At 75.8% G+C, this 13,179-nt stretch carries 9 protein-coding genes; 3 read left to right on the top strand and 6 right to left on the bottom strand.

Features of this window, described 5'->3' with window-relative positions:
• Positions 1-622 precede the first annotated feature (622 nt).
• From GQ466_RS25790 to GQ466_RS25765, 6 genes are read right to left on the bottom strand one after another with little or no spacing between them, the layout of a single operon-like run.
• Positions 623-1,771 carry a VWA domain-containing protein gene (locus GQ466_RS25790; protein ID WP_161105625.1) on the bottom strand — a complete coding sequence of 383 codons (1,149 nt, stop codon included), beginning with the start codon at positions 1,769-1,771 and terminating at the stop codon, positions 623-625.
• Positions 1,768-3,999, bottom strand: coding sequence for a DUF5682 family protein (locus GQ466_RS25785; protein WP_337193631.1), 2,232 nt, complete (start codon positions 3,997-3,999; stop codon positions 1,768-1,770). Before GQ466_RS25785 ends, GQ466_RS25790 begins: the two co-directional genes overlap by 4 nt.
• Positions 3,996-5,075 (bottom strand): ATP-binding protein, encoded by a 1,080-nt coding sequence (locus tag GQ466_RS25780; protein ID WP_337193630.1) that lies wholly within the window; start codon positions 5,073-5,075, stop codon positions 3,996-3,998. The genes GQ466_RS25785 and GQ466_RS25780 overlap by 4 nt, the downstream gene beginning before the upstream one ends.
• On the bottom strand, positions 5,072-6,613 hold the full coding sequence (locus GQ466_RS25775) for a DUF5691 domain-containing protein (RefSeq protein WP_161105623.1): 1,542 nt from the start codon (positions 6,611-6,613) through the stop codon (positions 5,072-5,074). Before GQ466_RS25775 ends, GQ466_RS25780 begins: the two co-directional genes overlap by 4 nt.
• Positions 6,610-7,515 carry an SWIM zinc finger family protein gene (locus GQ466_RS25770; RefSeq protein ID WP_202421121.1) on the bottom strand — a complete coding sequence of 302 codons (906 nt, stop codon included), beginning with the start codon at positions 7,513-7,515 and terminating at the stop codon, positions 6,610-6,612. Before GQ466_RS25770 ends, GQ466_RS25775 begins: the two co-directional genes overlap by 4 nt.
• A 29-nt stretch (positions 7,516-7,544) precedes the next feature.
• Positions 7,545-8,297 (bottom strand): M50 family metallopeptidase, encoded by a 753-nt coding sequence (locus tag GQ466_RS25765; protein WP_378186557.1) that lies wholly within the window; start codon positions 8,295-8,297, stop codon positions 7,545-7,547.
• Positions 8,298-8,419: 122 nt separating this feature from the next.
• Here GQ466_RS25765 and GQ466_RS25760 point away from each other — a divergent pair, with 122 nt between their 5' ends.
• From GQ466_RS25760 to GQ466_RS25750, 3 genes are all read left to right on the top strand, one after another.
• The gene (locus GQ466_RS25760; RefSeq protein WP_337193629.1) at positions 8,420-9,667 is read left to right on the top strand and encodes an acyltransferase family protein; all 1,248 of its coding nucleotides are present in this window, start codon (positions 8,420-8,422) and stop codon (positions 9,665-9,667) included.
• Between the two features lie 156 nt (positions 9,668-9,823).
• Complete coding sequence (locus GQ466_RS25755) at positions 9,824-12,190, top strand: fibronectin type III domain-containing protein (protein WP_161105622.1); 2,367 nt, start codon at positions 9,824-9,826, stop codon at positions 12,188-12,190.
• A gap of 1 nt (position 12,191) precedes the next feature.
• On the top strand, positions 12,192-13,178 hold the full coding sequence (locus GQ466_RS25750) for an AAA family ATPase (RefSeq protein ID WP_202421120.1): 987 nt from the start codon (positions 12,192-12,194) through the stop codon (positions 13,176-13,178).
• Position 13,179: the final 1 nt, after the last annotated feature.

The raw sequence follows: 13,179 nt of genomic DNA, 5'->3' as shown, positions 1-13,179 counted from the left end.
CGGCCGCGTGCGCTCAACCGCCACGCCCGGCGAACACGGTGACGCGGTCGCGCGCGTGCGCTGCTATCGCGTGTGGCGCACGTGCTGGGGTCGGTCGGCCGTGTGCGCTCAACCGTCGCGCCCGGCGAACGCGGTGAAGCGTTCGGCCGGGTGAGCGCGCGGCCATCGCGTGTGGCGTATGTGCTGGGGTCGGTCGGCCGCGTGCGCTCGGCCGCTGTTCGACGGACGCCGCGTAGTCGCGGGGCGTCCCGGCGCGCGGCCGTTGCGCCCGGCACACGTCGCTCGGCCGTTCGGCTGCGCGAAGCTCAGTGGTCCCGTTCGGCGGATGCCGCGAGCGTAATGGGCGTTTCGCCGCGGCTGTTGCGCTCGGCGGACGCGGTGACGCGTTCGGCCGTGCGTGTGTGCGTCCATCGCCCTCGGTGCACGTGCTGAGGGTGCGTGGCCGCGTGGGCTCGTCCGCTGTTCGGCGGATGCCGCGTGCCTGATGGGCGGCTGGATGAGGCTTGTTGTGTGGTCGCTTTGTGTCGTGGGGCTCGGCCGTTCGGGGACGTGGGGGGCCGGCCGTTGTGTCCGGCGCGGGCTGGGTGGGGGCGTGATGTTGCGTCGTGTCGGTTGTTGGGGGTCAGGTGTTGTGGTTGGTGAAGGGGGTGAGGTCGCGGTGTTCTATTGCTGCCGCCATCAGGTCGGGGAAGCGGTCGGGGGTGCAGGCGAAGGCTGGGACGCCCAGGGCTGCCAGGGCTGCTGCGTTCTCGGTGTCGTAGGCGGGGGTGCCCTCGTCTGAGAGGGCTAGCAGGGCTATTACCGTTACGCCGGACGCTGTTAGGCGGGCTATGCGTTGTAGTAGCTCGTCGCGGACGCCGCCTTCGTACAGGTCGCTGACCAGGACGAGGATCGTGTCGTCGGGGCGGTCTACCAGGGACGCGCAGTAGGCGACGGCGCGGTTGATGTCGGTGCCGCCGCCCAGGCGTGCGCCGAACAGGAGTTCTACGGGGTCGTGCAGGTCCGGGGTGAGGTCTACTACGGACGTGTCGAACACGACCAGGGATGTGCGCAGGGAGCGTAGGGACGCCAAGACCGCGCCGAAGACGCTTGCGTAGACCAGGGACGCCGCCATTGAGCCGCTCTGGTCCACCGCGAGGATGACGTCCCGTTTGATCGCCTGCTGGCGTCGTCCGTAGGCGACGAGGCGTTCCGGGATCACCGTGTTGTGCTCGGGGAGGTAGTGCCGCAGGTTCGCGCGGATCGTCGCGCCCCAGTCGATCTCGGCGGGACGGCGCGGACGGGGCGTGCGGGCCGTCCGGTCCAGGGCGCCGCCGAGTGCGGAGCGGGTGCGTTGCGCCAGGCGGCGTTCCAGGTCCGCCACGACCCGCGCCACCACGGCTCGCGCCGACTCGCGCGCCCGGTCGGGCAGGAGTCGGTGCAGAGAGAGCAGTGTGCCGACTAGGTGGACGTCGGGTTCTACCGCGTCCAGCATCTCCGGTTCGAGCAGCAGGCGGGTGAGGTCGAGGCGTTCGATCGCGTCCCGCTGCATCACCCGGACGACCGGTGTCGGGAAGTACGTGCGGACGTCTCCGAGCCACCGCGCGACCGACGGCGCCGAGTCGCCCAGGCCCGCGCCGCGTCGGCCGCCGCGTCCGCCGGGGCGGGATCCGTAGAGCTTGTACAGTGCGGCGTCCATTCGGGCGTCGTCGCCGGTCAGCGTGGCGCCGGTGCCGTCGTCGTCGCCGCCGAGGACGAGTCGCCAGCGGCGCAGGCGTTCGGTGTCGGTCATGCGGTCTCCCAGCCGAGGATGCGCAGGACGGTCGCGGCGGCGGGGTCGGCGCGCGCCGGGTCCGGGTCGTCGCCTGACGGACCCGTGGGGCGGCCCGGACGCCGGACCCGCTCGCCGATCGCCCGGCGTTCCGCCGCGCCGTAGGCGCCGAACGTGCGGCGCAGCAGCGGCAGGACGGTCCCGAACGTTTCGGCTGGAAGGCCAGCGAGCCAGTCGTCCAGCAGGCCGAGCAGCGCGTCGTCGTGGACGAGCACCACCCCGCCGTCCGCGAGGAACCCCTCGATCCACGCGGCGGCGCGGTCGGCGGGCGCGCCGGACGACACTGCGCGCGCCATGCGTCCGGACGCGTCCGGCAGCCGGCCCGTGTCGAGCAGCAGCCGGGTGACGCGCCCGTCGATCACCCCGTGCACGTTCGGCCGCCCCAACAGATCCGTGAGCGCGTCGAGCCACGCGTCGCGGTGCCCGGACGCGTCGTCGCCGAGCAGGGACAGCGCCTCGTGGACGGCCCCGATCCCGGCGAGCAGCGCGCGGGCCGCGTCGTCGTCCAGGCCGGTCGCGGCGCGCGGCAGGCCGATCCGGATCCGCACGGCGAGGCCGTCCACGACCGTGCGCAGCGGCGCGGGGTCGGTGCCGCGCACGTCCCCGTACCGCAGCGCCCGCACCAGCGCGGGCAGCGCCGCCATCAGGTGCGCGGTGCCGGGTTCGACGGCGGCGCGGTCGGCGAGGACGCGCATCACGTCCGGCAGCGCGGCGCCGAGGTCGGCGAGCAGGCACCGTTCGGCGAGCGCGGTCAGGTCGGCGAGGGAACCCGCGTGCGCGGCGAGGTCGCGGGCGCGGGCCGCCGCCGCGTCCGCCACGGTCGTGCCCCACACCCCGGCCTCGATCAGCCGGACGTCGAACTCGGGGCGCCAGCGGACCGTCCACGCCTCCCGGAACGTGCCGCGCGACCGGCTCGCGTCCGGGTCGGGGACGCCCCACTCCACCTCCAGCAGCCGCAGCCGGTGCAGCAGGCGGCTGCGCTCCAGGTCGGTCGGGACCCGCAGGTCCAGATCGAGGTCCTTCTCCTCGGCGGACGGCCGCAGCCGCAACCGCCGCTGCGCCGCCACCAGGTCGCGCTGGAGCGGGACCATCGGCGTCGCGTCCGGCACCGCGCCGAGCCGCTCCCCGACGACGAGCCGCCGGGCGACCAGGGCGACCGGCTCGTCCGCGCCCCCGCACAGCACCGCCCGGACGGCCTCGGTCACCTCGTCCAGCCCGGCCAGCGGACGGCCGCGCAGGGCCGCGAGCGCCTCCGCCAGCCGCACCGCCTCGATGACGTCCGCCGACGAGACGTGCAGGTCCTCCGCGCGCAGCACCCGCGCCGCCGCCGTCAGCCACCGCTCGACCGGACGGTCCGGCGCGGTGAACAGGTGGTGGTACCAGCCGGGGGAGCGGACGCCCGCGCCGTAGCCGGACCGGCCCGCGAGCCGCCCGTGCGTCCACGGCACCCAGGTCAGCGCGACCTTGGCGCGGGGGAGGCCGCGCAGCAGCCGGTCGTCGTGGGCGGCGGGAATCCGGGCCGCCAGCGCCGGGACGTGCCACGCCCCGCACACGACCGCGATCCGGCGGAACCCGTCGCGGCGGGCGCGGCGCAGCGTCCGCCGCATGAACGCCTCGCGGCGCGCCTCCCGGCCGGACACCGCGTCCGGCGTGACGGGGCCGCGCAGCTCGGCCATCGCCTCGGCGATCGCGGGGAAGGGGGACGGGTCGTCCACGCGGTGCTCGACCACGTCGTCCCACCAGCGTTCGGCGTCGTCGTACCCGGCGGCCTCGGCGAGCATCCCCAGCGGGTCGGACGCGTCGCCGGGGTCGTCGTCGTCCTCCTCGGCGAGCCGGTGCGCGGCGGGCAGGTCGCAGAACCGGACGGGCACCCCCACACCGACCGCGTACCGCAGCGCCTGCCACTCCGGGCTGAACTCGGCGAACGGCCAGAACAGCGCGCGGCGGCGGCCCGGTTCGGCGCCGTCGGCGTAGGCGAGCAGCGCGACCGGCGGCGTCATCCCCGGATCGGCGGCGAGCGGGACGAGCGCGTCGGCCTCCGGCGGCCCCTCGATCAGCACCGCGTCCGGGCCGAACGCCGCCAGCGCCCGGCGCACCGCGCGCGCCGACCCCGGCCCGTGGTGCCGGACCCCGTACACCTCCACGACGGCCTGCGCCGCGTCCGGGTCGAGCACCGCCGGGCTGGTCACGCCAGGTCCCGGCAGGCCCGGTAGAAGTCGTTCCACTCCGGCCGCGCGCGCACGACCGTCTCCAGGTACTCCTGCCACGCGACCGCGTCGGCGGACGGGTCCTGCACGACCGCGCCGACGATCCCGGCCGCGACGTCGGACGGCCGCAGCACCCCGTCCCCGAAGTGCGCCGCGAGCGCGAGCCCGCCCGTCACCACCGAGATCGCCTCGGCGGTGCTCAGCGTGCCGCTCGGGACCTTCAGCGTCGTCCGGCCGTCCGCCGACACGCCCGACCGCAGCTCGCGGAACACCGTGACGACGCGCCGGATCTCGGCCAGCCCGGCGGGCGCGGCGGGCAGCTCCAGCGCCGTCCCGAGCTGCTCGACGCGCCGCGCGACGATCGCGACCTCGTCCTCCACGGTCTCCGGCAGCGGCAGCACGACCGTGTTGAACCGGCGGCGCAGCGCGCTCGACAGCTCGTTCACGCCCCGGTCCCGGTCGTTGGCGGTCGCGATGACGGTGAAGCCCGGTCTCGCCTGCACCTCGGTGTTCAGTTCGGGGACGGGCAGCGCCTTCTCCGACAGCAGGGTGATCAGCGCGTCCTGGACGTCCCCCGGCATCCGGGTCAGCTCCTCGACGCGCGCGACCGCGCCGCGCCGCATCGCGCGCAGCAGCGGGCTCTCCACCAGCGCCGCCGCCGACGGGCCCTCGGCGAGCAGCCGCGCGTAGTTCCACCCGTACCGGACGGCCTCCTCCGACGTCCCGGCCGTGCCCTGGACCAGCAGCGTCGAGTCCCCGCTGATCGCGGCGGCCAGATGCTCCGACACCCACGTCTTCGCGGTGCCCGGCACGCCGAGCAGCAGCAGCGCGCGGTCGGTCGCGAGCGTCGCGACGGCGACCTCCACCAGCCGGCGCGGCCCCACGTACTTCGGGGTCACCACCGCGCCGCCCGGCAGTTCCGCGCCGAGCAGGTAGGCGGTGACGGCCCACGGCGACAGCTTCCAGCCGGGCGGGCGCGGCCGGTCGTCGTGCTCGGCGAGCAGGGCCAGCTCGGCGGCGAACTCCTGTTCGGCGTGGGGCCGCAGGACGTCGGTCACGGACACAGCTCCTTCGTCATGGCGTGGCGGTGGCGCAGGGTCGCGACGAGCGCGTCCCGGACGGTCACGGTCTCGGGCGTGCCGAGCCCGGCGAAACGGTCGGCGTAGCGGTCGGCCAGGGCCGGGTCGAGGCGGTGCGCGGCGTCGCGGGCGAGGGCGCGCAGGGCGGTGTTCGCCGTCCCGGCCGGACGGTCCAGCAGGGTCGCGATCGTGCCCGCGACCGTCGCGGCGAGGTCGCCCGTCCACGGGGACGGCAGCCGCGCGAGGACCTGCTCGGCCAGCACCTTCGGGTCGGCGATCCAGCGGACGAGCCCGGCCGCCGCCCCGGCGCGCTCGGCCTCCGGCAGCACCCCGGCGAGGTCGGCGAGGACGGCGGGCGCGTCCAGCAGCACGCCGCCGTCCAGCAGGGCGCGCGCCCACGCCGCGTCGCGCTGCCACAGCGCCGCGCGGGCCAGCCCGAGGTGGACGTCGCGGGCGCCCCGGCCGGGCTCGGCGCCGCTGGTGACGGGCAGCGCGAGGATCCCGGCGGGCGGGAGGGCGAACACGTCCGGCCAGGTGGCGAGCGGGGTGCGGGCCAGGATCTCGCGCAGCCACGCCTGCTGCGGCGCCGGGGTGCGGCCCGGCGCGAACGACCCCTCGGGGTGGAACGGGACGCCGTCGCGGGCCATGCCCTCGTCGTGCTCGGCGGGCGGGGTGACCGAGATCCACGTCTGCGCGCGTCCGCGCACGGTGCGGCGTTCGGGCCGGACGCAGCCGCGCGCCCGCGCCGCCATCCGCGCGCCGAGCGCCGATCCGGGCAGCCGGGCCAGCAGCGCCGCCGCCGTCGCGCGGACCTCGCCCGCCCGGTCGTCCAGCGCGGCCTCCAGGAACTCCTCGTCGGCCGCCGCCAGGCCGGTCGCGAGCGCGGCGGCGAACTCGGCGCGGTCGGGGGCGCGCTCGCCGCGCCACACGGCGGCCAGTTCCGCGCGCGCCCGGTCCGGATCGGCGCGGCGCAGCCGGGCGAGGTGGGCGACGCGCTGCTCGCGCGTGCCGGTGGACCAGACGTCCGGGTCGTCGGTGCCCGGATCGGCGGCGAGCGCGATCACGTACGCCCAGCGCGGGTTCTGCAGCGCCAGCCACACGCCGCGCCGCCCGACGACGGCCGCGAGGTCGCCGCGCAGGTCCCGGTGGGCGCGCTCGCGGCCGAGGTCGAGCAGGTGCGGGACGGCCCGGGCGGGCGCGCGCAGCCCCCGCGCCGCCGCCAGCCGCAGCCACTCGGCCAGCAATTCGGTGCGGCGCCCGGCGAGCAGGTCGTCCAGCCGCTCCGCCGCGTCCGGCGGCACGACGGGCAACTCCTCGGCCGGTGCGGGCGCGACCGGATCGACGCCCCCGCGCCCCGCCCGGAACCCCGCCCGCCGCCGCACAGCGAGCACGGCCGCCTGATCGAGCAGCCGCCCCGCCGGATCGCCGCCCTCCGGCGCCCCCGCCAGCACGGGCGGAACCCGCCGCGCCGTCCCGAGCAACGCCGCCCCGACATGCTCCTCCCACACCTCGGTCACAGCGTCACCGCGCCTTCGGCGGGGTGCCAGGCGGCGAGGGGGTGGAGGCCGCGCGGGGTCCACTCGCCGGCGAGCGTGATGGGTTCTCCGCCGGAGAGGGAGAGCAGTGGCCAGGGGTCGGTGGTGCGCAGGGGGAGGACGTCGCCGGTCGCGTCCAGCGCGGCCAGGCCGTCGGCGTCGGTGCGGGCCAGGCGGACGTCGGTGAGGACGGCGGGCCAGCGGTCGGTCCAGGGGTCGGCGGCCAGGGCGGCGGCGTGCTCGGCGAGGAAGCCCGCGATCGTCGTGCCGTCCGGGACGGCCGGGACGGGTTCGGTGTGGCGTTCGGCCACCAGGGCGCGCAGGCGCGCGGCGGCGGGGTAGAAGGCCAGGTCGGCGTCCAGTTCGGTGCCCGCCTTCAGGGAGTCGTCCAGCGGACGGCCCGGCGGGGCGAAGGAGAGCACCAGCGCCGGTCGGCCGCCGCGTCCCCGCAGCCAGGCGCGGCGGGTGACGAGCTGGTCCTGCGCGCTGTCGCGGACGCCCACGACGCACCAGCGGTCGCGCACGCGTTCGCCGTCCGACAGCACGTCCTCGCGCGGCACCGTGAAGCCGATCCGGGAGCGGACGGTCGCGCGCAGCGGCGCGGGCAGGTCGGGCCGCCGGTGCGCGTGGACGAGCAGCCGCAGCAGCGCGTACTCGGCGAGCAGCGCGCCCGGCCGGTCCGGGCCGTGCGGGACGGACGCCAGGCCGCGCACCTGGCCGGCCAGCGCGCCCGCCTGCGCGTCGACCAGCCGCCGCGCGGGCTCGTCGAACTGACCGGCGTCCTCGGCCGCCAGGCCGCGGGCCACGCGGTCGCGCAGCCAGCGGTCCAGATCGTCCAGCCCGGCGGCCACCCGCCGCTCGCGCCGCTCCCGTCGCTCGTCCACGGTCCGACGCTAGCGCCGGGGTCCGACAATCAGCCGAACGGCAGGTCGGCGGGGGCGAGCAGCAGCGCGCCGACCCCGAGCGACCCGAGCGCGACGACGAAGAACAGCGACACCCACGTGAGCCCCGGGACGCCGGTGAGGTGGGCGAGCTGGTCGGCGTCCGACGACGGCGCCATGCGCCGCGCGCGCATCCGCTGCAGTTCGACGACCGGACGCGTCCCGGCGAGCAGCAGGAACCACGCGGCGAGGTAGGCGAACGCGGCCTGCACCTGCGGCCCCGTCTTCCAGGACACCAGGAAGATGATCGCGGCCGTGACCAGCACCGACACCGCGCCGTAGACGTTGCGGATCATCACGAGCATCCCGCCGAGCAGCGCCAGCGAGAACCACAGCATGAGCGTGACGCGCCCGCCCGCGAGCAGCGCCGCGAACAGCAGGCCGAGCAGCGGCGGCGTCAGGTACCCGGCCATCGCGGTGAACACCATGCCGGGGCCGTGCGGCTTCCCGCGCGACACGGTGACGCCGGACGTGTCGGAGTGCAGCTTGATCCCGTCCAGCTTCCGGCCCGTGACCAGGGCGATCAGCGCGTGCCCGCCCTCGTGCGCGATCGTCACGACGTTGCGGGCGACGCGCCACGACCGGCCGTGCAGGACGGCGGCGAGCGCCACCAGGCCGACCAGCGCGACGAGCCACCACGACGGCGCGTCCTGGGTGCCGGTCAACCGGTCCCACAGGCCGCCGTCGTTCCCGTTGCCCAAGCTGAGATGCGCGCCCACGTCCACCCCGGATTCCTTCGCTGCGATGACACAGAGTAGGACGTCCGGGATAAGCCGTGCGTTCGTTTCGACTCAGGAGAAGCCGTTCGTACCGCGAACCCGGTATTTCCCCCTAGAGTGGGCGGGCTGTGGAGAAAACGCCCCCCACCCCCCGGCTGGCGTGGCTGGACGTCCTGCGGGGCGTCGCCGCGCTCACCGTGGCCTTCCATCACGGTTCGTATCACTACGTGCCCGCGTTCCGGGAGCGCCTGATCGGTTACGTGAACCCCGGCGCCTGGGGCGTGCTGGTGTTCTTCCTGGTCAGCGGCTACATCATCCCGGCGTCGTTGGAGCGGACGGGTTCGGTGCGCCGGTTCTGGGTGGGCCGCGCCTTCCGGATCCACCCGATGCTGCTGGTCGCGACGGGCGCGATGGCCGTCCTGTCGCTGACGGGCCTGAAATCCCTGTCGGCGCGGCTGGGCGACCATCCCGAACCGGTCACGGAAGTCCTCGCGCACCTCACGATGCTGCAGGACCTGCTGGCCGTGCCCAGCATCGTCAACGTCTTCTGGACCCTCTCGTACGAGATGGTGTTCTACCTGCTCACGGTCGCGCTGTTCGCGGTCGGCCTGCACCGGCGGTCGGCGGGCGTCGCGCTGGCGCTGGCCGGGTCGGCGGCGGCGCTGGCGGCGGTGCTGCCCGTCGCGGCGCTGTCCGGACGGGCCGGGACCGCGCCCGTCACGGCGGCCGTCGCCGCGCTGGTCACGACCGCGATCGTCCTCGCGTGCTCGCGCCGCGCCGCGCTCGCCCGCGCGGGCGCGCTGCTGGGCGGCGCGACGGGCCTGGTCCTCGTGCTCGCCAACAGCCGGATCGCGGCCTGGCAGGGGCTGGTACTGCTCGCGATGATGTTCCTCGGCACGGCCGTCCACCGCTCCGAGCAGGGCCGGCTCGCCTGGCGCTGGACGGTCCTCGCGGGCGCCAGCGTCCTCGCGACCGCCCTGCTCCTGCCGCTCCGGCACGTCCCGGACATGGTGGACGGCGGCGTCGTCCGCGCGTGGCAGACCTCGCTCCCGCTCGCGATGGCCGCGTTCGCGGCGGCGATGGCGCTGCGCGCCCGGCGGATGCCGCGCGCGCTCGCGGGCCTCGGCGTCGTCAGCTACTCGGTGTACGTCCTGCACCCGGTGCTGCTCGCCGCCGCCGACGGGACGGTCGGCCGTCCGGGCGAGGACCGTCCGCTGTGGCTCGCGGCCTACCTCGTGCTGGTCGTGGCGGTGTCGGCCGGGACGTACCGGCTGGTGGAGGTCCCGGCGCTCCGCGCGGGCCGGCGGGTCGCCCGCCGCCTGGACCCGCCGCCCGCCGCCCCGGACCGTTCGCCCGCCCCGGTAACTGTGAGGTGACTCACAGCATCCAACGCCGCATCTGGTCAGTCTCACCGATAGCAGGAACAGCGGTGTAACCGGTCCGTTAGGGTTTTCCCGCTTTTCGTGACGGTAACGGGCGCGCCGCGGGTGGACGGCGGCCGATGCGAACCCTGACGGAGGGGTGGACGGACTGTGGGTTCAGGGGGCGGGGTGCTGCGCGGGCTGCTGCGCAGGGACCGGCTGTCCGGGCAGGTCGCCGTGGGCGCCGTCGGGCTGCTGCTGGTCGCGGCGCTCGTGTACGGCGTCGGACGGGCCAGCGCGACCTACCGGGTGTCGGACGTCGGCGCCTGGCTCGGCGCGACCGCGAAGGGCCTCGTCGTCCACGCCAACGGCCTCGCCGGGCGGATCGACGGCAAGGCCGCCCTGCCGACCGCGCGCGGCCACGCGATCACCGTCGTGCAGGACGGCCGGACGGTCCTGCTGGTGGACGAGACCACCGGCGTCGTCAGCCGCGTCGACCCGTCCCAGCTCAAGGTGGAGCAGGGCCGCGACCTCGGCGCGGCCGGGATCCAGGTCGTCATCGGCGGCGGGCGCGCCTACACCGTCGACGCCGTCCATGGCAGCGTGCAGCGGATCGACCCGGTGACGCTCGCCGCGTCCGGGCCGGTCACGAACCTGACGCCGCCGCTCGGCCGCGCGGGCGTGGACGCGACCGGACGCCTCTGGGTGCCCGAGCCGCAGTCCGGCCACCTCGTCCCGTTCACCGATGGAAAGCCCGGAACGCCCGTCACGGCCGGACGGCCCGGCGGCGGCCTCGGGCTGACGATCGCGGCGGGCACCCCGGTCGCGGTCGACTCGGAGAGCGCCACCGCGACGATCGTCCGTCCCGAGGGGCCGCGCACGGTCAAGCTGCCGTCGGCGGTGCGGGCGGCGGGCGCGGGCGGGGTGCGGCTGCCCGCGACGGCCGAGAGCCTGACCGTCCCGCTGCTGGCGGCGCGCGGCGAGCTGACGCTGCTGGACACCGGCACCGGCACGGTCGCCTCGGTCGGCCTCGCCGTGCCCCGGCACCGGCTCGGCGAGCCGCAGGTGCTCGGCCCGCGCGTCTACATCCCCGACGAGTCCGCCGGGGCGCTGCTCGTCTACGACTACGCCGCGCGGCGGGCGGAGAAGCCCATCCGGGTGTCGGGACGGACCGGCCCGCTGGAGGTCTTCGTCAAGGACGGGATGCTCTGGGCCAACGACCCGGACGGTTCCACCGCCGTCTCTCTCGACCAGGACGGCTCCGTCAAGCACATCAGCAAGTACGACGACAAGGTCGCGGGCGGCGTCCGCAAGCCGCTCCCCACGCCCGGCGGCGGCGGAGGCGGCGGCGACCCGCGGCCCGGCGACCGGCCGGTGCGCCCGCTGCGGCCCGGCGACCCGCCGTCCGCGCCGCGCGCCGTCGACCCGCAGGGCGACGCCGGGACGATCACCGTGACGTTCCAGCCGTCCGACTTCGGCAGGATCCGCCCGGACGGCTACGTGCTGCGCGGCCCGGCGGGCGGCCCGGTGCCCGGCGCGTCGCCCGCGCAGGTCCCGCAGGGCGGCGACTACCGCTTCACGATCGGCGGCCTCCAGTGCGGACGGCCGTACACGTTCCAGATCACCGTCCGGTACACCGACCCGCGCACGCACCGGCAGCGCAACGGCGCGTCGACGCGGTTCACCTCGGGGGCGTGCAAGGAGCCCGCCGCGCCGCAGAACGTCCAGGCCGACCCGGGGAACGGGACGGTCACCGTCGCGTTCGACCCGGGCGCGGACGCGGCGGCCGTCACCGGCTACGTCCTCACCGACGACGCGGGCTCGCCGTTCCCCGGTGTGAAGCCGCTCGCAACGAACGCGGCGCACCGGTTCCAGGTGACGGGCCTGTCGTGCTCGCGGGACTACACGTTCCGCGTCGCGGCCAAGTACACGAGCGGCGGACGTCCCGCGCAGGCACTGTCGGAGACGTCCGCGACCGCACGGCCGTGCACCGCGCCGGGCCAGGTCACCGGGTTCCAGGCGACGGGCGTCAACCACGGCGCGTCGTTGAGCTGGAACGCGGCGCCGGGCTACGACGTCGCCTACCGGATCACCGCGAACGGTGCGACGTACACCACCACCGGGACGAGCTACAGCATCACCGGGCTCACCAACGACCGGCAGTACGACGTCACGATCGTCGCACTGAACGGCGCGGGCGAGGCCACGCCCGCCCATGCCACGGCGGACCTCGCCGTCGCGCCGCACGCCCGCACGTACAACGGCCACAACAACGAGTACACGAGCACTTTCCTGCACACGGGCCCGAGCACGAGCGACCCGCGCGCCGGGTCGTTCCCGAAGGGCTTCACCGGCCCGGTGACCGTCCTGTGCCAGGCGAGCGGATCACACGTCGTCGACAGCAACGACGGAAACCTCCAGAGCAGCGTGTGGGACAAGATCGACTACAACGGCGTCAAGTGGGTCAGCGACCTCTACGTCAACACGCCGGGATCCAACGCCGGCCAGTTCTCCTCGACCCTGTGGAGCTGTTCCTGACATGACCGAGCCCCCCGCCGCTCCCGAGGCCGACGCCGTCGCCGCCCGGTTCGCCCAGATGTTCGCGGCCCTCGCGCAGAACATCGAGCACGTCGTGCGCGGCAAGCGCGACAAGATCGAGCTGGCGCTCGTCTGCCTGCTCGCCGAGGGCCACCTGCTGGTCGAGGACGTGCCCGGCGTCGGCAAGACCACGCTGGCCCGCGCCGTCGCCGCGTCCGTGGACGCCCGCTGGACCCGCGTCCAGTTCACCCCCGACCTGCTCCCGAGCGACATCACCGGCGTGTCGATCTTCAACCAGGCCGGCAACGCGTTCGAGTTCCACCCCGGCCCGATCTTCGCCAACCTCGTCGTCGCCGACGAGATCAACCGGGGCTCGCCGAAGACGCAGTCGGCGCTGCTGGAGGTCATGGAGGAGCGGCGCGTCACCGTCGAGGGCACGCCGCACCCGGTGCCGCGCCCGTTCCTCGTCCTCGCGACGCAGAACCCGGTCGACATGGACGGCACCTACCCGCTGCCGGAGGCCCAGCTCGACCGGTTCCTCATGCGGATCTCGATGGGCTACCCCGACCACCGCGCGGAGGTGGAGGTCCTCGCGGGACGGCCGTCCGGCGCGCTGCTGGACCGGCTGCCCGCCGTCGCCACCCGCGACGACGTCGCCGCGATGATCGACTTCGCGGCCCGGCTGCACGTCGCCGCGCCGCTCTACGACTACGTGGTCCGGGTCGTCGCCGCCACGCGCGGCCACGAGGACCTGCGGCTCGGCGCGAGCCCCCGGGCCAGCCTGGCGCTGCTGCGCGCGGGCCGGGTGCGGGCGGCGGCGGCCGGACGGTCCTATCTCGTCCCCGAGGACGTCAAGGCGCTCGCCGTCCCGGTCATCGCGCACCGGCTGCTCGTCACGCCCGAGGCCGAGCTGCGCGGCCGGACGGGCGCGGACGTCGTCGCGGACGTGCTCGCGACCGTCCCGGCCCCGCAGGCGGCAGGGGTCTGAC

Source organism: Actinomadura rayongensis, from assembly GCF_009831215.1.
Lineage (GTDB): Bacteria > Actinomycetota > Actinomycetes > Streptosporangiales > Streptosporangiaceae > Spirillospora > Spirillospora rayongensis.
This window is presented reverse-complemented; position numbering and strand designations above follow the sequence as displayed.